The 20,360-nt window shown below is 58.9% G+C and carries 19 protein-coding genes; 9 read left to right on the top strand and 10 right to left on the bottom strand.

Annotated elements, in window-relative coordinates:
• Positions 1 to 85 precede the first annotated feature (85 nt).
• Positions 86 to 1,645, bottom strand: coding sequence for a TniQ family protein (locus tag K529_RS18445; protein WP_227512290.1), 1,560 nt, complete (start codon positions 1,643 to 1,645; stop codon positions 86 to 88).
• A 413-nt stretch (positions 1,646 to 2,058) separates the two neighbouring features.
• Here K529_RS18445 and K529_RS24100 point away from each other — a divergent pair, with 413 nt between their 5' ends.
• From K529_RS24100 to K529_RS18420, 5 genes are all read left to right on the top strand, one after another.
• Entirely contained in the window at positions 2,059 to 2,256 is a 198-nt protein-coding gene (locus K529_RS24100; RefSeq protein WP_005624958.1) for a FitA-like ribbon-helix-helix domain-containing protein, read from the top strand.
• Positions 2,257 to 2,292: 36 nt separating this feature from the next.
• A complete protein-coding gene (locus K529_RS24095) occupies positions 2,293 to 2,580 on the top strand; it encodes a PIN domain-containing protein (RefSeq protein WP_080929609.1) in 288 nt (95 codons plus the stop codon).
• A 578-nt stretch (positions 2,581 to 3,158) separates the two neighbouring features.
• Complete coding sequence (locus tag K529_RS18430; protein WP_005624953.1) at positions 3,159 to 3,419, top strand: helix-turn-helix domain-containing protein; 261 nt, start codon at positions 3,159 to 3,161, stop codon at positions 3,417 to 3,419.
• 223 nt (positions 3,420 to 3,642) lie between these two features.
• On the top strand, positions 3,643 to 4,143 hold the full coding sequence (locus tag K529_RS18425; protein WP_046002560.1) for a PDDEXK family nuclease: 501 nt from the start codon (positions 3,643 to 3,645) through the stop codon (positions 4,141 to 4,143).
• Positions 4,140 to 5,144, top strand: coding sequence for a hypothetical protein (locus K529_RS18420; RefSeq protein WP_005624949.1), 1,005 nt, complete (start codon positions 4,140 to 4,142; stop codon positions 5,142 to 5,144). The genes K529_RS18425 and K529_RS18420 overlap by 4 nt, the downstream gene beginning before the upstream one ends.
• Positions 5,145 to 5,240: 96 nt before the next feature.
• Here the strand turns inward: K529_RS18420 and K529_RS18415 are convergent, their stop codons facing one another.
• On the bottom strand, positions 5,241 to 5,552 hold the full coding sequence (locus K529_RS18415; RefSeq protein WP_005624946.1) for an ETC complex I subunit: 312 nt from the start codon (positions 5,550 to 5,552) through the stop codon (positions 5,241 to 5,243).
• 198 nt (positions 5,553 to 5,750) lie between these two features.
• On the opposite strand from K529_RS18415, the gene uvrB reads away from it, so the two are divergent.
• A complete protein-coding gene (uvrB, locus tag K529_RS18410; protein ID WP_065317499.1) occupies positions 5,751 to 7,943 on the top strand; it encodes an excinuclease ABC subunit UvrB in 2,193 nt (730 codons plus the stop codon).
• 21 nt (positions 7,944 to 7,964) lie between these two features.
• Here uvrB and dgt read toward each other — a convergent pair whose 3' ends face one another.
• On the bottom strand, positions 7,965 to 9,320 hold the full coding sequence (gene dgt / locus K529_RS18405) for a dGTP triphosphohydrolase (protein WP_005679863.1): 1,356 nt from the start codon (positions 9,318 to 9,320) through the stop codon (positions 7,965 to 7,967).
• Positions 9,321 to 9,395: 75 nt separating this feature from the next.
• Positions 9,396 to 10,436 (bottom strand): NAD(P)/FAD-dependent oxidoreductase, encoded by a 1,041-nt coding sequence (locus K529_RS18400; protein WP_046002585.1) that lies wholly within the window; start codon positions 10,434 to 10,436, stop codon positions 9,396 to 9,398.
• A 58-nt stretch (positions 10,437 to 10,494) separates the two neighbouring features.
• Between K529_RS18400 and mnmD the strand changes: the two genes are divergently transcribed.
• Both mnmD and K529_RS18390 read left to right on the top strand, forming a co-directional pair.
• Entirely contained in the window at positions 10,495 to 11,178 is a 684-nt protein-coding gene (gene mnmD, locus K529_RS18395) for a tRNA (5-methylaminomethyl-2-thiouridine)(34)-methyltransferase MnmD (protein ID WP_046002562.1), read from the top strand.
• Positions 11,179 to 11,193: 15 nt separating this feature from the next.
• Positions 11,194 to 12,069: a DMT family transporter gene (locus K529_RS18390; RefSeq protein WP_005611985.1), complete on the top strand. Its 876-nt coding sequence runs from the start codon at positions 11,194 to 11,196 to the stop codon at positions 12,067 to 12,069.
• On the opposite strand, the gene K529_RS18385 is transcribed toward K529_RS18390, so the two are convergent.
• Positions 12,025 to 13,992, bottom strand: coding sequence for a lytic transglycosylase domain-containing protein (locus K529_RS18385; protein ID WP_040641423.1), 1,968 nt, complete (start codon positions 13,990 to 13,992; stop codon positions 12,025 to 12,027). The genes K529_RS18390 and K529_RS18385 overlap by 45 nt on opposite strands.
• Positions 13,993 to 14,130: 138 nt before the next feature.
• Here K529_RS18385 and dapA point away from each other — a divergent pair, with 138 nt between their 5' ends.
• Entirely contained in the window at positions 14,131 to 15,003 is an 873-nt protein-coding gene (gene dapA, locus K529_RS18380) for a 4-hydroxy-tetrahydrodipicolinate synthase (RefSeq protein WP_005611979.1), read from the top strand.
• 88 nt (positions 15,004 to 15,091) lie between these two features.
• Here dapA and K529_RS18375 read toward each other — a convergent pair whose 3' ends face one another.
• The 5 genes from K529_RS18375 to xsc all read right to left on the bottom strand — a co-directional run bounded on the left by K529_RS18375 (position 15,092) and on the right by xsc (position 20,295).
• A complete protein-coding gene (locus K529_RS18375) occupies positions 15,092 to 15,970 on the bottom strand; it encodes a sigma-70 family RNA polymerase sigma factor (RefSeq protein WP_005611977.1) in 879 nt (292 codons plus the stop codon).
• Entirely contained in the window at positions 15,967 to 16,428 is a 462-nt protein-coding gene (locus K529_RS18370; protein ID WP_005611974.1) for a carboxymuconolactone decarboxylase family protein, read from the bottom strand. Before K529_RS18370 ends, K529_RS18375 begins: the two co-directional genes overlap by 4 nt.
• Before the next feature lie 98 nt (positions 16,429 to 16,526).
• Entirely contained in the window at positions 16,527 to 17,516 is a 990-nt protein-coding gene (locus K529_RS18365; protein WP_005611970.1) for a YeiH family protein, read from the bottom strand.
• A gap of 236 nt (positions 17,517 to 17,752) precedes the next feature.
• A complete protein-coding gene (locus tag K529_RS18360; RefSeq protein ID WP_005611967.1) occupies positions 17,753 to 18,517 on the bottom strand; it encodes a TSUP family transporter in 765 nt (254 codons plus the stop codon).
• A complete protein-coding gene (xsc, locus tag K529_RS18355; RefSeq protein WP_005611965.1) occupies positions 18,517 to 20,295 on the bottom strand; it encodes a sulfoacetaldehyde acetyltransferase in 1,779 nt (592 codons plus the stop codon). Before xsc ends, K529_RS18360 begins: the two co-directional genes overlap by 1 nt.
• Positions 20,296 to 20,360 lie beyond the last annotated feature (65 nt).

Here is a 20,360-nt window from a genome sequence, read left to right as displayed (position 1 = left end):
TCGCCATGGGTTATAGAAGCAGCTGTGCATCTGGGAGCGGACATATGTCGCGCGCAGCCTCAGTGACGGCTTTGGGCCGAAAGGGTTATTTTTCGGTTGTTGGATAGGCATCTACATCCTCGCGCCAGTAAATCCGACTCAGATCATGGGGCATCGCCAACATGGCTAACTTGGCATTTCTAAGCTTCATGGAAAGTGCACCTTGTGGTCGCTGCACGAGCTCTGCAAGCTGGCCTAATGAAATGAAGCTCTCTTGGAAGTGCGCCAAACTGTCAATTGTGACAACAGTCGCCCCTCGACGATATTGCTCGGAGGTCTCCACGCCGCGCAACATTCCATGTCGGATCAAATACGCTACTGTTTTGACCGTCACCCTTAACTGTCCGGCGGCGTCACCGATGGAGAGGCAGCCTTCCCGTGAGGGATCGGTGTCGCCCACAGCAAATGTTCTGGGTTTTCTACCTTCAGATGAACGCTTTGCGTTTCGAAAGTACTTCTTCTCGCGTTCGTAGGCGTCGAGCATTTGCTGGGTTGCAAAATTCATCGGTGCGATACCGCCACCAGCGTCACGCTTTGCGAGACCTCGGTAAATCAGATCCTCCGCATTGCGCTTGGCGAATCCCTTCAGCGAAACCGACTTCTGTGGGTTCGACGAAGCAACTCCCTCAGAAGATACGCCAAACACCAGCACCCCTTTTCTGACGGAAAAATTGTCGAAGACGTGCCGCCGTACAACGTCACGAAGGGGCTCGAACTCATCGCCGAGACTCCGGCTCTTCAGCCACGCCATCCAAGGACCAAAGAGTCGACCGAAGAACCTGCCGTCCGCGCCGTCCTCATGAGCCATGGCGGCAAGACAGTCGGTAAGAGCTACAGGACCATCTTTCAGTATGTCGTAGCCCAAGGCACCAAAGGTCATCCAGCCTGACTCACTGTGCCCCGCCAGCACAGCGTCTGGCCCCTTCGCGATACGCAGGCCCAGCACCTCGCATGCGCGAGACGCCACGTTGAGTTCGAGGCGGTCGATCCATCGGTCGCCTCGCCCGCTCAGGATGCGGTTCGTAATATACGCCTCGAAAGGGCTGGGGTTTGTCTGGATCACCGGTTGATCCAAAATCCAAACGTGGTGTTTTCGCAGCTGCGCCGCGAAGTCTCGGGCATCCTTGTAAAATTTTTCGGCCGGAAGGCATACGAGCATGCACCCATGTTCCGGGCAGCTCCTGATCGACGAGAATTTCCACTGGAGGCGACGCGCCACGCGCCACGAATCCGCTGTTGACGGCATCTCGGAGCGTATGCACTCTGGACAGACACGGATGCGCGTGCGCTGAAAGCTCTGAAGGGAGGCAAATTCTTCTCTCAGGCGAAAATGGCCCTTACCGAGGTGGCGGATAGACACTCGCTCCAATGCGCCCACGTCACATCCTGAAAGCTGCGCCAATTGCTCTATGGCCACCTTCTCACCACGAAAAAGTGGATCAATCGGAAAGGCAATATCGCCGCAAAACCTCTGCATTGAAATTGCGCCGTTCTTGGCTGCAAGTCGCGACAGCAAGGAGGATGCCGGTTCGCTCGCGGCATGCGACACCGTCAGCGGCAACTGCGGAAAGTTCGTTCCGGGAGTGGCGGGTAGGCTTTTGACCAAGCGAGGCTTCCGAGATCAGACAAAGGCTGGATTGGCAGGATCTTAAGGTCGTCAGCTCAACTGAGCAATGTCGCTATGATTCCAGGGCACCTCGAAAAATTACCCTGGCCGGTGCCGCTGGGGTTGAATGCAGAAGGCATGAGGCTGCTGGGGTGTGACGATGGCGCAGACGCGCAAGAGAACTGGTAAGAATGGCAGGTAGAGTGGAAATCGTGGTGCTGCCGGGGCGTGACAAATACGGGAGAGGGTTTGTGCGCATGTTCATCCGAAGTGACGACATTGCAAACTTTCTCGTATCTGAGGGTTTGGGTAGAAGCTACCAGGGCGGCAGATCGAAGGCCACTGAATAGAGCCTGCTAGCATCAAGGGATTTTGCTATCATTCTTGTAACTTGATAGCAATTGGAGGAAGTGATGGGAAACATGTCTATCCGCAATATTCCAGATGAAGCCCACGAGGCTTTGAAGGCCCGCGCGAAGAGCAACGGCAGGAGCGCTGAGGCCGAGGTGCGGGCGATGATCATCGAGACAGCCCGACAGTCAAATTCAGGGGGCTTTGGTAGCCCTCACAAAGCGCTTCAAGGGTGTGGAAGGCGACGAGCTGAATATTGAACGTGACCGAACCTCAGCACAGCCCGCGAGCTTCGAATGATCATTCTCGATACGAATGTCATCTACGAGCTTCAGAAACCGTCGCCCAATCCTAAGCTGGTGGACTGGTTGAACGATCAAGAACCCGAAAATCTGTATCTGACTTCTGTGACGGTCGCAGAGTTGATGTTCGGGATGTTCTCTTTGCCTGAAGGAAAGCGCGCGACAAGTCTACAGAATGCGGTGGTCGCGCATTTGCGAGAGGACCATTCTCCGGAAACTGATCTAGTTTGCGATCATTCCCCGGCTCCATTTGCTCTACTGCTCGGGCATATAGCTTCTTGAATGTCTGCCTATTGATGCCCATCAACCTTGCGGCACCGGCAAAGCTGCCAGCGGCATCATATGCTGTCCTCACTTGTTCAGCTGAGAACTCCAAACGTGACCGCCCCGGCGCGTTCGGAAAGCCCAGTTCCTCCCGCTTGCGAGCTATCCATTTCGCATCAACGCGATGTAGTTTCGCTAAGGCCGTATCTCGATACCCCTCCCGAAACTGCTCTTCGAGCAGCGTGTCGAAATCATAGCCGAAGCGCTCCAACGTCTCGATCAAATTGGATCGACTGCCGGCGAAGCGCTTCCGAACCTCAGCCAGCGACCGGCTGTGCGTCATCAAGTCAACTAATTCAGAGTGATGGACACCATGACCTTCGCCATCCGTAAAGGCGACAACGAAGTCACCAAAAACCCTCAGATGATGTTTTGCTTCGGCCATATACTCCTCCTCTGTCCAAAAACTCCGGTAAAATCCTAGCGACATAGATCGTGGAATTTCGCCGTACTTTTTAACCACCTGATTTTAAATACTTATCCTTGACTGATTCATTGATAGCTGATTCCCTCCTGATCACGAAGCCCCAGCAATCATGGTTACAGCGTCGATGTCACACACAGTGAACCCAGCTCATGAACGCCTGAAAATGGAGCTACGGCTACGTGGCAAATCCATAGCCTCAGTCGCCCGTGAACTCGAAGTTTTGCGTTCGACGGTCACGCTAGTCAGCCAAGGACTGCGCAGGTCTTTGAAAATCGAAAAAGCCCTTGCCGATGCTGTCGAAACGACCCCGGCCGAGCTCTTTCCCGATCGGTACCCAGCAGAGGAGGACAGCACGGCGAACACAACCTGACATCGGGAAATAAAAAGACCCTCCTGCGCTAACAGGAAGGCCTTTTGAATAAGTGTCGTTTCGATCCGACCCCTTATTCATCCCCTGAGTCTCACGAAAAGTCAACCTGCCGAGGCGTCTCTCGGCAGGGCAGTCAAACTCATCTCAAACATAGGGGGATGTCGCCCCGCGCCTGCTCCGATCCACATGGGTCGGCGCCCAGGTGAGGTGCGCTCCAATCATCATGTACAACACCTTGTTCCACCGCGGGCCGGAGCCGAGCCACGCGACCCGGGTGCCTGCGCGCCGTTCAAAAGGGAGCCTTCGTGGCTCGATGGTCGCATCGTTGCCCGGCTTCGAGCGCCCGCGCATCATTCACTTCGAGAGTGCGCTCGAATACGCCTTCCTCTGCCTGATGTTGGTACGCCCCGACGTGCACAACATCCGCGAACAACCCCCGGCGATATCCTATGTCGGCACTGACGGTTGCCCCGCGCGGCATGTCTTCGATTTCTTGATCACGAAAACGGACGGGGAGCGCATTGCTGTGGCCGTCAAACCTATGCAGCGTGTGCTGAAGCTGAACTTTGCATCCGAGCTCGAAGCTGTTGCAGCCGCAGTTTCCAAATCCTTTGCAGACCGCGTGCTGCTGGTCACGGATCTGCATATCGACCGGACCGCCGCTGCTGAAGCGGCCCGGATACTCGCCTGGTCGCGCCCCTCTTTGACGGAGGTGGCGGCATGACCCTGCGTTTTCGCTTCTCGAACTCCGACATGATCACCACGGCAGGCGTCGCCATGCGCCCGCTAGAAATCGACGACAAAGGCGGCACCTTCGAGCGCGTCGGCCAGCCGGGAATTACTGAGGCGTTTTCCCACCAAGAGCTCGCCGAGATGATGCGTCGGCCGGACACGACCTACTTTGCCGGGTATTTTGATCGAGCCACCCAAGAGGCCCATCGCGATAAACCTGTGCAGGTCATCAGCGAACTGTCGGAAAAGACCGCACGGCTGGTGATCTGGCGGAAGGCCGTCTGTGACGCCTTCCTGGCTCTCGAAGCTGCGGGCCTCGTCAAACGCACGCAGCGGGCCTATGAGCAGGCCAAAGCGCAGCTCGCATCAGTGACGGCCAGGCTCGTTGGTGAAGGCGCAGCGGCCTTTGCCAAGATACGACCGGGTAAGGAAATAAAAATCCGCAAGCTGCCGGGAAGCCGGACAGTCTTGCAGTGGGTCCGCTCCTATCAGGCTGCAGGCTACTCTGCACTTTCGCTCATTCCGGCCACTCACCTATCCGGCAATCGGAGCCGGCGCTGGTGTCCAAAGGCGGAAGCCTTGATGAACCAAGTCATCGAGATTTACGCCGACACGCAGCGACCACCCAAAGTCCAGTCTATTCAGGAGACTCGGGCGCTGTTCATAGAAGAGAACGCGCGCAGAACCAGCGCGGGAGCAACTCTGCTCACGATCCCCTCTGCCTCCAGCGTTAAACGCCGATTGGACTCGGCCGACCCATTCTACGTCTGCGCAAAACGATATGGTGCGACTGCGGCCGCCAGGAAATTCGCCATGAGCAGCAACGGTCCCGATGTCGTGCGACCCATGGAGCGGGTCGAGATGGATGAAAACAAGCTCGACGTCATGTCGTTGCTAACGCTGACAGGCATCTGGGATCCGGCAAGCGAGTTGAGGTCGAAGCGGCTTTGCAGCCGCAGAAGCACTCCACCAAAGCGGCGTTCCCAGAAATAGTATGGGCGCCCAGTGGGCGCCCTATATATTGATCGAAGCATGTCTTCGCGGGATCCTTGCCCCAATTTCGAGACAACTTTGCCCCGATTTACAACCCTAATGTGTCCACGGACCACGGCGATTGGTGGCGAAGTTTTCGCCGTAGCCGCCAGCGCGCAGATTGGGTTTGCGCGTTTTGGGGTCTTGTACATCGACCTCAATGCCGTGATCCTCGGCATATTCCAGCGCTTCCTCCTTGCTATCGAACTTCAGGCGCACTTGGCTTTGGGTGTCGGAGGATGAGGTCCAGCCCATCAAAGGGTCCACTTCACGCGCGCTGGCAGGAGCATATTCCAGCACCCATTTCCGCGTCTTGGCCATACCAGAGGTCATGGCGTTTCGAGCTGGCCGGTAGATCCGCGCGCGCATGGCTGTCTCCTCAAGAAGATTCCTTTGCATCTATATGCGATGGATGTGGCGGCGCGGCAAGATTGCAAATGCCGCGTATTGAACAGACGTTGTGCGCAAGCCACCTTTGGGCCCGAGCACAAGGGATGTTTGACTCGCCCCTTGAAGTGGAACAAAAACGGACCAAACTCTGTCTGCGTGCCCGACAAGGAGTCGCCGATGCCTTACGCTCATTCCGATAAGACCCTGCCGATGATGGCTGACCGCGCACCAGAGCGGCGCGAGAAGCTGGAAGGGGGGAAAAACTTCGTTATGCAGACGGCCTTTTCCCCGGCTGGTGATCAGCCCACGGCCATTGCAGAACTGAGCCAGGGCGTTTTTGACGGTGAGCGCGATCAGGTGCTGCTTGGGGCGACCGGGACCGGTAAGACCTTCACCATGGCTAAGGTGATTGAGGAAACGCAGCGTCCGGCGATCATTCTTGCGCCCAATAAAACGCTGGCGGCGCAGCTATATGGCGAGTTCAAAGGCTTCTTCCCGGACAACGCGGTCGAATACTTCGTCTCGTTTTATGACTATTATCAGCCAGAGGCCTATGTGCCGCGTTCTGATACCTATATCGAGAAAGAAAGCCAGATTAACGAGCAGATCGACCGGATGCGCCACTCGGCCACGCGGGCGCTGTTGGAGCGTGATGACGTCATTATCATTGCATCGGTATCCTGCATCTATGGGATCGGCTCGGTCGAGACGTATTCGGCGATGACGCAGGATCTGAACGTGGGGCAGGATTATGATCAGCGCCAGATCATGGCTGATCTGGTGGCCCAGCAATACAAACGCAACGATCAGGCGTTTCAGCGCGGCTCTTTTCGGGTGCGTGGCGACACGCTGGAGATCTTTCCGGCACACCTTGAGGACCGGGCGTGGAAACTGTCGTTTTTTGGTGAAGAACTGGAAGCGATCACCGAGTTCGACCCGCTTACAGGCGAGCGTACTGGCAGCTTTGAGAAAATCCGCGTCTACGCGAATTCGCACTATGTGACGCCAAAGCCGACACTCAATCAGGCGGTAATCTCGATCAAGAGTGAGTTGCGCCAGCGGCTTGATAGTCTGGTAAGCGAAGGCAAGCTCTTGGAGGCGCAGCGGCTGGAGCAGCGCACCAATTTTGATATCGAAATGCTGGAAGCCACGGGCCACTGCAATGGGATCGAGAACTATTCGCGTTACCTGACTGGTCGCGCGCCGGGGGAACCACCGCCGACCTTGTTTGAGTTCATTCCCGACAACGCCATTGTCTTTGCCGACGAGAGCCACGTCTCGGTGCCCCAGATTGGCGGCATGTATAAAGGTGACCATCGGCGCAAGATGACGCTGGCCGAACATGGCTTCCGCCTGCCGTCCTGCATGGACAACCGCCCGCTGAAATTCGAGGAATGGGACGCGATGCGCCCACAGTCGGTCTTTGTTTCCGCAACGCCAGCGGCATGGGAGATGGAGCAGGCAGGCGGCGTGTTCGCAGAGCAGGTTATCCGCCCCACTGGGTTGCTTGATCCGGAGGTGGAAATCCGCCCTGTCGGCATGCAGGTGGATGATCTGCTGGATGAGATCCGCGCGGTCACCGCACGCGGATTTCGGACGCTGGCCACGGTATTGACCAAACGCATGGCGGAGGATCTGACCGAATACCTGCACGAGCAGGGCATCAAGGTGCGCTATATGCACTCTGATATCGACACGCTCGAGCGGATCGAAATCCTGCGTGATTTGCGGCTTGGGGCGTTTGACGTTCTGGTCGGGATCAACCTTTTGCGTGAGGGGCTGGATATTCCGGAGTGCGGTTTGGTGGCCATTCTCGATGCGGACAAGGAAGGTTTCTTGCGCTCTGAAACTTCGCTCATCCAGACCATTGGTCGGGCGGCGCGAAATGCGGATGGCAAGGTCATCATGTATGCCGACCGTATCACCGGTTCGATGGAGCGTGCGATTGCTGAGACCGACCGCCGCCGCGAAAAGCAGATTGCCTATAATGAGGAACATGGCATCACGCCAGAGACGGTGAAAAAGAACGTCGATGACGTGCTGGCAGGGCTATATCAGGGGGACACCGATATGTCCCGCGTCACAGCCACGATCGACAAGCCACTGCATGGTGCCAATTTTGAGGCCCATCTGGACGGGTTGCGTGAGCAGATGCGGAAGGCAGCCGAGAACCTTGAGTTCGAAGAAGCTGCCCGTTTGCGGGATGAGGTCAAACGGCTGGAAGCCGTCGACCTGGCAATCTCGGACGACCCGCTGGCGCGACAATCCGCAGTGGAGGCGGCCGCAGAGGACGCAACACGTCGGCGTGGCAGGTCGACTGCGGGCAAAGCAGGTCAACGTGGCGGCAATGTGAAACGGCGGGGGGGGTAGCCCCCGCCTGAAACGGTGCGCTTAGCTGGGCACTTGTCCGGTGATCATATCGCGCACCCGGATCGCATAGCGATCAGTCATGCCAGAGACAAAATCCGTGAGCGCATGCGCGGCGGTGTATTCATCCGTGACGCCGCGCAAATCCAGATCCACCGCGCGCACCAGCTGTGTCCAGTAGCCGTGTTCCTTGAGCAATGTCTCGGTGTCCCAGTTGCAGGCTCTTAGCGCGACGAACAGCGCGTGGAACTCATCCAGAATGGTGAAGAGCACCTTGCGGCCAACCACCTCAAGCTCTGTCTTGCGCTGTGCGGTAAAGATGCGGGCGTTGGAGATTTGTTTCAGTCGGTTGAATGCCTCGGCCTTGCTGGAGACCTCCATCAGGCCACCGTTGAACGTCCCCGCCATGATTGCATCGTAGTGTTCAAGAAAGGCTTCAACCGCGCTGTCAATGGCTGCCCCGATTGCCATGGCACGCAGCATGCCAGTGCGTTCGCGCAGGGTCATCTCTGGCTCCGGGGGGCGGTTCGGTTTTCCCGTGATCTCTTCGAGAATGTCGGAGGCGTCATCGCCGCCCAGATCTCCCACGGTGGCCGCGTCCTCAAGGTCCAGAATGCGATAGCAAATATCATCTGCAGCCTCGACCAAGAAGGCCAGCGGGTGACGGCGCCACCAACGATGACCAGAGCTGGTGCGCTCTTCGGGCAGGCCAAGTGCGGTTGCGGCCTCAGCAAAAAGCGTCTCATCGCTTGCGAAACAGCCAAATTTCTTCAGGCCTACATAGGACTCATCTGCATTTGCGGCGGCGCTTGCAGTACAGGGGTATTTGGCGAAGGCCCCGAGGGTTGCATAAGAGAGCCGCATACCGCCCTCTCGCCGCGCCATCTCCAGCCGGGAGACAATGCGAAAACCCTGTGCGTTCCCCTCAAAAGCCTCAAACTCAGCGCGATGTTCAGGCGCGATGCCTGCGGCAATGCCGGTGTTGGCTGCAAACTGCTGTGCAAACCATGCGCCGATGCTGGCCTCGCCGGAATGGCCAAAGGGTGGGTTGCCTATGTCATGCACGAGGCAAGCGGCTTGTACCGTGCCAGCCATTACATGTTGCAGCCCGTCCTTCAGCCGCCCGTCTGCGACCAGCGCTTCGCCCACCTGAATGCCAAGGGAACGCCCCACCGAGGAGGTCTCCATCGAGTGGATCATCCGGTGATGGACGTGGTCGTGATCATAAAGCGGGTGCACTTGCGTTTTCTGTGCCAGACGCCGGAAGGGTTCGGAAAACAGGATGCGGTCGTAATCCTGCAGATATGCCGGACGATTGGGTTTGTCGGCATAGTCCGGGCGGCACAGGCGTCTCGGGTCCAGAAGTTGCGTCCATTCCATCTGTGTTCTCTCCTGCGCCGTAGGTTTGACCCTAAAGAGCCGCTTGGACGGCAAATTGCAACCGCTCCTGAGCGTTCAGAAATTGTCCGATACGCGAAAGCCCTCGGGGATGCGGTCGCGTCCGTCCAGCAGCAGCCCCGCCATCACTTCGGCGACCTTGGGGGCCATGCCAAAGCCGATCTTGAAGCCGCCGTTGGCGATGAAATGACCGGGGCGGTCGGGGTATTCCCCCAGCATCGGCGCGCGGGTGCGGGCGCGGGGGCGTACACCAGCCCAACGCTCCAGAACCTCTGCACCGGCAAGCTGTGGCATTGCGGCGTTGGCACGTGCAATCACCTGATCAAGCTGCGCATCAGGTTCGTCCGGGCGGATGAATTCACGCTCGCTGGTGGAGCCGATGGCCAAGGTGCCATCCGCATGTGGGATGATGTGCAGCCCATCTGCATAAAGCTGCGGCACCGCACCGGCATCGTAGGCCAGCAATGCGGCCTGTCCCTTGACGCCCGTGCCAACCAGACGCGGCGACAGGGCGTTCAGATCCAACAACCCCTGAAAACCGGTGGCATGAACCACTTGCCCTTCGTCACGCCCGTCACCAGCGACCTCGACACCGCCAGCGCGCAGGGCGGCGACCAACGCAGCACAGGCCCGGCGCGGATGCATGCGCGCCGAGAGCGTGTCGTGGATCACCATTCCGGTTGGGCTGGGCGGGCACCAGACGCCGAAATCGGAGGCCGGGCGCACGTCCCAGATCGCATGATCCTGCCATAGCTCGGCTGCGGTCTCGCGGCGCGATCGGGCCAGTTGCAGCGTGCGCTCATCCGCGATGGGTTGCAGGCGGCCAAGGCGTCCATAGCCCGGCGAAACACCCCCGGTATCTTCAACCTCGACCCAGAACCCTTCGGCCATCAAAAGGCTCTCAAGCTGAAACGCTTTCTTTGGGTTCCAGTTTTCCGGCACATGCGGGGCGAGCGCGCCGACCAGCCCGCCGCTTGATCCAGCGCCCGGCCCGGCGGGGTCAATCACCTGCACCTTGGCCCCGCGTTTGTGGCAGGCCCATGCGATCGACAGCCCAAAGATGCCAGCGCCGCGCACGGTGATTTCAGCAGTTGCCATTTCCATGACCTTTCGTCAGGTTCGCCCTCGTGTCACGTCTCACCTAAAGGAATTCGCGATGGCAGACCAGCAGGCACGGCTGAGCTGGCGAGAGGGCGATTTGCCCGTCTCGGATCAGTTCGACGACCCTTATTTTTCGCTACAAAACGGCCTTTTGGAGACCGAGCATGTCTTTCTGGCCGGTAATGGTCTGCCGGCCCGGTTTCAGCCCGGTTTTCACATCGCAGAATTGGGGTTTGGCACCGGTCTTAACATGCTGGCCGCGTGGCGCGCGTGGGAAGAGAGCGGACAAGGCACGCCGCTGCGGTTCACCAGTTTCGAGGCCTTCCCACTGGCCCCAACCGATATGGCACGCGCGCTGGAGGCCTTTCCCGCGATCACGCCATGGGCGGAGCGGTTCCTGGCGCACTGGACGGGCGGTGGGTGCTGTGATCTGGGCAGCTTGCAGTTGGAGGTCGTCATCGGCGACGCGCGCAGGTCGCTGCCAGAGTGGACAGGACAGGCGAACGCTTGGTTTCTGGACGGGTTTTCACCCGCCAAGAACCCGGAACTGTGGCAAGAGGATCTGATGCAGGCCGTCGCGGACCATACTGCATCAAACGGTACCGCAGCGACTTACACAGCGGCCGGATTTGTCCGTCGCGGGCTTGAGGCGGCAGGTTTCAAAGTAGAGCGCACCCCCGGTTTTGGGCGCAAGCGGCATATGACGCGGGCAATTTTGACAGATGAATTGAAAGGCTGAACCATGGATCAGGTCATGGCCAAGAACGACACCAGACTGGGCATCTTGCTGATGATCGGCGCAACGATCGTTTTCGCCCTGCAAGACGGTATTTCGCGGCATTTGGCGAGCGAATATAACGTCTTTATGGTGATCACCATTCGCTACTGGTTCTTTGCGGCCTTTGTGATCACGCTGGCATTGAAACAAAGTGGCAGCGTAAGGGCTGCCGCACAGACCAGTCAGCCGTGGGTGCAGATCTTTCGCGCCTTTGTGCTTGTGGCGGAGATTTGCGTGATGGTGATGGCCTTTACCGTGCTTGGCCTTGTCGAAAGCCACGCGGTCTTTGTCTGTTATCCTTTGCTCATTGCCGCGCTCTCGGGGCCGATCCTTGGTGAACAAGTGGGCTGGCGGCGCTGGGCGGCGATTGGCGTGGGCTTCATAGGTGTACTGATCATCCTGCAACCGGGATCAGGCGTGTTTCAGGTGGCAGCACTGATCCCGCTGCTGGCGGCGCTGATGTTCGCACTCTATGGCCTGCTTACGCGCTATGTGGCGCGCCGCGACACCACCGCGACCAGCTTTTTCTACACCGGCGTCTACGGCATGATTTTTGTGACACCGTTGGGGCTTTGGTGGTGGGAGCCGATGACCGCATCGGATTGGGGCTGGATGGCGACCCTCTGTGTCACGGGCGCACTTGGGCACTGGCTTCTGATCAAATGCTACGAGATGGCAGAGGCGAGCGCCGTGCAGCCGTTTGCGTATATGCAGCTGCCGTGGGCCGCGATGATTGGTCTGCTGGTGTTTGGCGAGGATATGCGCACCAATGTGATTATTGGTGCGGCCATCGTTGTGGCGGCGGGGCTATTCACCTTTTGGCGCGAAAACTTGAAGCGTGCGGCCAGATAGTTCGCGCGTGAACGGCTGGGGCAGCGGTGTCTGCCCCAGTCGCGCGCGATAAACTGGCAGGCTCTCGGTGACGCGCATCACGTAGTTGCGCGTCTCGTTAAACGGGATGTGCTCGATCCAGTCGACCACATCCACCTCCGGGTTGCGCGGATCACCGTAGCGCTCCATCCATGCAATGGGGCGATGGGGGCCTGCGTTATAACCTGCCGCCATTAGGACCACATTGCCGTCGAACTCTCCTGCGAGCCGCGCCAGATATGCGGCGCCGAGCTTGGCGTTATATTGCCAGTCTTCGGTCAGGCGCGAGACCTTGTGATCGTCGAGGATTCCAAGGTCCTTGGCCACCAGTTCTGCCGTTCCGGGCATCACCTGCATCAATCCGCGCGCGCCCACATGGCTGATGACCACCGGGTCAAATTCGCTTTCGCGCCGCGCGATTGCCAAGACCATCTCGGACGCCATCGGCAGGCTCATCTGGGTGACAGGGTGCAAAGGATAATAAGCGCCTGCCAGTTCTAGCCCGTCTTGGGCAGCACGTTTGGAGATCATCACCGCCAAGTGGGGCTGTTTCATATCCACCGCCATCTGGCCCAGTTGCAGCGCCTGATCCGGGGGGAGGCTTTCGACCAGATGGGTCAGGAACCGCTCGCCCAGCGACAGGTCGCCTGCCTCGATCAAAGCGATGCCAGCCTTGTAGACCGATGATTGCAGGAACGGCGCGCCCTTCCAGTCGGGTGCTTCAGGTGTGGTCAGGCGCGGATCAAACCCGCGTCCCAGCGCCTGTGCGGAGAGCAGCCCGTAATAGGAACTCTGGAATTTTGCACCAAGCCTGTAGGCCGCGTGGGCCTTGTCGATCTCGCCCATCTGGGCATAGGCCCGCCCCAGCCAATATCCTGCGCGCCCAACCGAAATCGGGCTTTCCACGGCGGCGAGGAAGCGGGTGAAATGATAGACTGCAAGCTCGGCATCGCCCAGTTTGCGCAGGGCGACATAGCCTGCGATCCACTCGTTGTCGGCGTAGCCATAGCCTGCCTCGGGTGAGGCAAAGTGATAGGCGGCGAGTTTATAGGCGCGGGTGTTGTCATTGTCGCGCATCAGTTGGCGCGCGAAATCTGCGCGCCGACGCAGCCATTTGTCCGGCTCTCCCAGTGCTTCGGCAGAGGTGGAGCGCTCAAACATCATGGCAATTGCATCGTCCTGCCGCCGTTTGGCATCGCGCCACGCAAACCTGTCATAGGCCAGCCCTGCGTCGTTTTGCAGGTTGGCAGGCACCGCGCTGATTGCCGCATCAACGCCATTGGACTGTTGCTGCAAGGCAATTCGGGCTTCGGCCAGTTTGCGCGCGCCATCGCTGACAAGATCCAGCATCCGGCGCGAGGACACTTTGTGGCCCTCCCACAACAGCCGGTTCAGGCGCGCTTCGTGATGTTTGGCGAGCAGGGTCTTATGGCGTGCAAGATAGGCGTTTTGTATCTCTTCTGACATTGCCATGCTGCGCCACGCGCGCACGATCTCTGCCTCGCCTTCGCCTTTACGGCCCGCACCAATCAGCGCTTCGCCAAGGCTGAGCGCCCCTTCGGCAGTCTGTGCCTCAGATGTATCGCGGTAAAACGCAAGTATCGTTGCCTGTCCTGCGGTGGCGATGACTTCTTCGCTCTGGCGGCGCAGGTAGTCCATTCCCGGCCAATCGGGGCGGCGGTCGATAAAGGACATGACATCGCGGGCAGTGCCTTTGCCTGCACGCAGGCGGTGCCATTCGATCACGTCACGGGCAAGTGATCCCTCTTCGCCTGCGTCGATCAGGGCCTCTTGCCACTGGCCATCGCGCATCAGGGGGAGGGCGGTATCAAGTCCGCGCGCATGCGCGGGCGCGCCAAAAAGGGTCGCGCAAATCAGCAATGAGCAGGCGAGTCTGCGTGTCATCTCTTGCATTTTCCAGCAATCCGGGGATAGAGGCTGTGACGATAGTGCGTGTGTCGCGGGGTGCAACTCAATTTCCCGCCAGTGCGCCCGTCCGGGCAAGGAATTGCCCGCATCAAAATCTTTAACTGGAGCGTTCCCATGTTCAAAGGCTCTATGCCAGCCCTCGTCACCCCGTTTCGCAATGGTGAGTTGGATCTGGACACGCTCAAACACTTGGTTGAATGGCATATTGCCGAAGGCTCGACCGGCCTCGTTCCCGTTGGCACCACCGGTGAAAGCCCGACCCTGACCCACGAAGAACACGAGTTGGTCATCAAAGTGGTGGTGGAAACCGCTGCTGGCCGTGTGCCGGTGATCGCTGGAGCCGGGTCCAACAACACCGTCGAGGCGATTCGCTTTGTGGAATACGCCCACCGGGTTGGTGCCGACGCGGCGCTGGTTGTGACACCCTACTACAACAAGCCGACCCAACGCGGCATGATCGCACATTTCAGCGCGTTGCATGATTGCGCCGACATTCCGATCATCATCTACAACATCCCGCCGCGCTCGGTTGTGGATATGACTCCTGCCACCATGGGCGAGCTGGCAAAACTGCCGCGCATCGTCGGTGTCAAGGATGCCACCGGCAAGCTGGAGCGCGTCAGCCAGCAGCGTGCCTCTTGCGGTCCGGAGTTCATTCAGCTCTCGGGCGAGGACGCAACCGCGCTGGGCTTTAACGCACATGGCGGTGTGGGCTGTATTTCCGTCACCGCAAACGTCGCGCCAAAACTCTGCGCAGAATTTCAGGCGGCGACATTGGCAGGCGATTACAAGACCGCGCTGGAATATCAGGACCGCCTGATGCCACTGCATGAGGCGATCTTTATCGAGCCCGGACTGGTGGGGGCAAAATACGGCATGTCGAAGCTGGGCCTATGCTCTGAGGAAGTGCGCTCGCCGCTCACAGGGCTTGAGGACAGCACTAAGGCCAAAATCGACGCGGCCATGGTGCACGCCGGCCTGCTCTGATCGATTTCAGATATCACTGAATGCAACAGCCTCGGTTTTGCCGGGGCTGTTTTGTTTTGGCGAATTGTCTTGTGGTGGGGCGCTGTTTCTACAGAACCTTGGCCAGATGCGCGGTCTTTTCGGGATTGCGGATCACATAGACCTTGGCGATCTGCCCGTTGCGGATTTCCAGCGCCGTGGCCTGAACCAGACCTTCGGGCTCCAGACTGAGGATCGCGGGCAGCCCGTTCAGCATCGCAAACCGCCAGCGTGGCGGCAGATGGGCGCCAGATTTGCGCGCCAGCCCCTCGGCCAGCCGCATCACCTTGTCGCGGCCATAAATCGGGTTGAGCGCCGCTGTGGCCTTGCCGCCACCATCGCTCACTAGTTCCACATCCTGTGCCAGAAGCTGCGTCAGGGCCGCCATGTCGCCGGTCTTTGAGGCGCGAAAGAAGGCTTCTGTCAGGGCGCGGCTCTCTTCTGGCGCAACATGGCTTCGGGGGCGTTCAGTTTGCACATGACGACGCGCCCGTGACACCAGTTGGCGACAGGCGGACGGGCTGCGGTCCAAGGCATTTGCGACCTCTTCATGGCTGTCGCCAAAAACGTCATGCAGTAGGAAGGCCGCGCGTTCGAGTGGGGTAAGCCGCTCCAGCGCCAGCAACAGGGCAACAGAGACATCGTGGTCGATCCGTTCCGTCGGGTCTTCGGTCAGCAAAGGCTCCGGCAGCCACGCGCCCGTGTAGGTTTCGCGTTTGACACGCGCCGATTTCAACTGATCCAGACAGAGCCGCGTCACGACACGCACCAGATAGCCGGTTACATCCCTGACGTCGTCCTGAGACACCGATTGCCAGCGTAAATAAGCCTCTTGCAGGATATCTTCGGCATCCGCGACACTGCCCAACATGCGATAGGCGACCGCGAAAAGACGCGGTCGCACCAATAGGAACGTATCGGTTCCGGTATCTTGTGCCTGATGGCTCACGCGGCAGATGCCTCCTTGCTTACAGGATGCGGCGTGCGAAAACCGATAGCAATGCGGTTCCATGCGTTGATCGCACCGATCAACAGCGTCAGCGCCACCTGTTCACGGGGAGAGAACTGCTTTGCCACCAGCGCGTAATCCGCATCCGGTGCGGCCGTATCAGCCACCAGCGTCAGCGCTTCGGTCCACGCAAGCGCCGCCTGTTCACGCGGGGTATAAAGCGTGCTCTCGCGCCATGCAGGCAACAGATGCATGCGGTCCTCGCTTTCGCCCGCTTTGCGCGCGTCATGGGTGTGCATGTGGATGCAAAATGCGCAGCCATTGATTTGCGAGGCGCGTAGTTTGACCAACTCGATGATGCTGAACTCCAGGCCAGAGGCCTTTAGCAGCTCTTCTTGTTCCATCATCGGCTTAAAGAGATCACCGGCAGCGGCAAACTGGTCGAGACGTTGGGTCATGGGTCCTGTTCCTTTATTTGTCAGAGGGGACTGACAACAGGACGAGCGGCCTTCAGGATCTGTGACACGGGCGGCGAATTTTTTGAAAAAAATCCGGATCAGGTCAGAACCGCGATGCCCAGCAAAATCAAACCGGCGATGAAAATCGTTTCTGTCACCAAGAGACCAATCGCCGCCCCACCCACGGATAGCACCTGTTTGAGGTTGCTTTTCATACCGACGGCGGCGATGGCGATCAGCAACAGCCAGCGTGAGCAGGCGCTGAGGAAGTCACTCACCGCAGGCGGGATCAGCGACAGCGAATTGAGTACCGCAAGCGCAATAAAGCCGATGACAAAACCGGGAAGCAGTGGTGGTTGTTTTCCTTCGGTTGCGGTCTCCAGACGAGCGCGGATCATTAAAGACGCCACAAGAACCACCGGCGCTAGTATCGACACGCGGATCAGCTTGACCAATGTTGCGGTGTCGCCGGTCTCATCAGAGATCGAGAACCCGGCACCCACCACCTGCGCGACGTCATGAATGGTGCCGCCAAGGAACACGCCCGCCTGAATATGGTCAAACTCCATCAGGCTCGCCAGCAACGGATAGGTGATCATCGCGATTGTTGACAGCACGGTGACGCCCATCACCGTGAAGATCAGCCGCTGCTCCGAGTTTTCGTCACGCGGCAGGATCGCGGCAATGGCCATGGCGGCGGATGCTCCGCAGATTGCCACCGAACCCGCCGTCAGCAAAGCAAAACGCCATTCCTGCTTGAAAAACCGGGCCACCCAAAGGCCAAAGAGAATGGTTGCGACCACTCCGCCCGCTGTCAGCAAGATCAAAGGCAGGCCAAGCCCTGCCAGCACCATCATTGAGACTCTGACCCCCAACAAAGCGACGCCCAGTCGCAGGAAGGCCCGCGCCGAGAACGCCACCCCCGGCACCGTGCGCCCTTCCTCGCCGAGGAAACTGACCGCTATACCGAGCAATAGAGCCAAGAGCATTGCCGGTGTGGCGTAGTGTTCTGCGAGGAACTGCGCAGTGGCTGCGACGATGACAGAGACCGCGATGCCCGGAAACAGCACCTTGAAATGCGTTTGCATGGCTTGGACGAGCAGGGGGAAGCGGGAGGAAGGAGATGTGTCAGGCACGAAAAACTCTCGGACTTGGGCACGTGTAAAGCTGACGCAAAGGTGAGGCGCGGTGCTGGCTCATGCGCGTCGGCAAAAACGGTTTGCCAAATGTTCTGGTCGAATTGGTACGCGTGTTCCGCTGAATTGGAAAGGGCGGAACATTTGTTTCTGGCTGGTAGGCTCTGGGTGGGACTTGGGGAATGCGTTCACACCATGACCCGAATGATGTTGATCCCTGCAAGCACCGCCAGCAACACGACCACCTTTTGGCGAAACCCTTCGGGTTTTGTGCGGGCGAAACCTTGGCTGCCGCACCACACGCCTGCACCGAGGATTGGAAAGGCGAGGGCCGCGGCAAATGCTGTTTCAACCGTAACCAACCCGTGTGACGACATCGCAGGCAATGCCATCAGGTCGATCCCAGTGAGAAACACAATCATCGTCGCACGAAATGTCGCTGGTTTCATGGCTTGCGCCGATAGAAAGGCTGCGGTCGGCAGCCCGCCGACCCCGGCTGCATTGGCCGTGCCGGAAATCACGCCAACGCCTGTGTGACCCAAGGCACCAATCGGGCGTTTCAGCTGCCATCCGCTGAGCAAAACCAAACTGAGCACCAAAATCAAGCCGGACACCGCAAGCCGCGCCTGAACCGGGTCAAGCCGGGCCATGATTGCCACCGCAGGGACGACCGCAATGGCCGCCCCAAGAAGCAACGCGACAACTCTGCGCCAGTCCACATGGGCGCGGATGCCTCGGGCCTGAAACGCGGTCATGACGATCTCGCAGGTGAATACCACCGGGATCAACGGCAGTGGGTTTGTTACCAGCGAGGCGATCACAATGAAAATTGCCGAAAACCCAAAGCCCGAATACCCCCGAATCACGGCTGCAAAAAACAGGGCTCCGGCCAGAAACAGACCCTGCGCTGTGGTCAGCGCAAATGGCAGATCTGGTATCATTGCCAGCGTCACTACGCTTGCTCCTGTGGGCGCATGTCCTGCGCTGAGATACCGGCAACTTTGATCGGTTTTGTCATTGCATCGCGGCGGAAGGGTTCACCCAGTTCCTGATTGATCATCGCTTCAATAAGGGTGGTGATGCCGTTCTTCTGGTCCTCAATCGCCTGATGTAGGGCCGAAGTTAGCTTTTCCATTGTGCGTGCCACGACCCCTTTCAGGCCGCAAGCCTGCGCGATCCCGGCGTAAGAGACCTGAGTGTCCAATTCGGTGCCCACAAAGTTGTCGTCGAACCAAAGCGTCGAGTTGCGCTTTTCCGCGCCCCATTGGTAGTTGCGAAAGACCACCTGCGTGATCGCGGGCCATTCCGCGCGGCCGATGGCGGTGAGTTCGTTCACAGCGATCCCAAAGGCGCCGTCGCCGGCAAATCCAACCACAGGTGTTTCAGGGCAGCCGATCTTTGCTCCCATGATGGCGGGCAACCCATAGCCGCAGGGGCCAAACAATCCCGGTGCGAGGTATTTGCGGCCTGACTCAAACGATGGATAAGCATTGCCGATGGCACAGTTGTTGCCAATGTCCGAGGAGATGATCGCCTCTTTGGGCAGTGCGGATTGGATGGCGCGCCATGCCATGCGGGGGCTCATCCAGTCGGGTTTGTCCGCGCGGGCGCGTTGGTTCCATGTGGTGCCGGGATCGTCGTCCTCATGGTCCATGGATGCAAGCTGCTGCGCCCAGCGAGACTTGATTTGCGCAATCTTGGCCTTGCGGGCAGCACGACCCGCATCCCCGGCTTTGTCAGAGAGCTGGCTGAGGAGACCTTTGGCGACCTTGGCTGCGTCACCAATGATGCCGATGTTTATGGGCTTTGTGAGCCCAATACGATCAGGATTGATGTCGACCTGCACAATCTTGGCCTGCGTTGGCCAGTATTCCATGCCGTAGCCGGGCAAGGTAGAGAATGGGTTCAGCCGAGTGCCAAGACACAGCACCACATCGGCCTCCCTGATCAACTCCATTGCTGCCCTGGAGCCATTATACCCCAAGGGGCCCGCAAAGAGCGGATGCGAACCGGGAAAGGCGTCATTGTGCTGGTAACCCACACAGACGGGCGCATCGAGCCGTTCAGCCAGTTCAATCGAGGCCGCAATACCGCCCTTGGACAGGACCACACCTGCACCATTCAGGATCACCGGGTTCTTGGCGTGTGACAGCAGGTCAGCCGCGTGTGTTATCGCCGTTTCGCCACCGGCAGGACGTTCAAATTCAAGGGTGGCGGGCAGGGTGATGTCGATCACCTCGGTCCACATATCACGAGGAATATTGGGTTGCGCAGGCGCAGAGGCGCGCTTGGCTTGGCTGATCACCCGGTTCAGCACCTCCGCGACGCGGGAGGGGTCGCGTACCTCTTCCTGATAGGCCACCATGTCCTCGAACAGCTTCATCTGCTCAACTTCCTGAAATCCGCCTTGGCCGATGGTCTTGTTGGCGGCTTGTGGCGTGACGAGCAGCAGCGGGGTGTGGTTCCAGTAAGCGGTTTTGACTGCGGTCACAAAATTGGTGATGCCGGGGCCGTTTTGCGCAATCATCATCGACATCTTGCCGGTGGCGCGTATGTAGCCATCGGCCATCATACCGGCAGACCCTTCGTGTGCGCAGTCCCAGAAGGCGATGCCTGCCTTGGGAAAGAGATCTGAGATGGGCATCATGGCGGACCCGATGATCCCAAAAGCATGTTCGATGCCATGTATTTGCAGGGTTTTGACAAAGGCTTCTTCAGTGGTCATGCGCATGATGCGATCTCCCAGAGACTGGACTTTGTTCTGGTGTAGGCGCGGTGTGCTGGGGGCGTTAGGGC

Source organism: Tritonibacter mobilis F1926, assembly GCF_000376545.2.
Classification (GTDB): domain Bacteria; phylum Pseudomonadota; class Alphaproteobacteria; order Rhodobacterales; family Rhodobacteraceae; genus Epibacterium; species Epibacterium mobile.
This window is presented reverse-complemented; position numbering and strand designations above follow the sequence as displayed.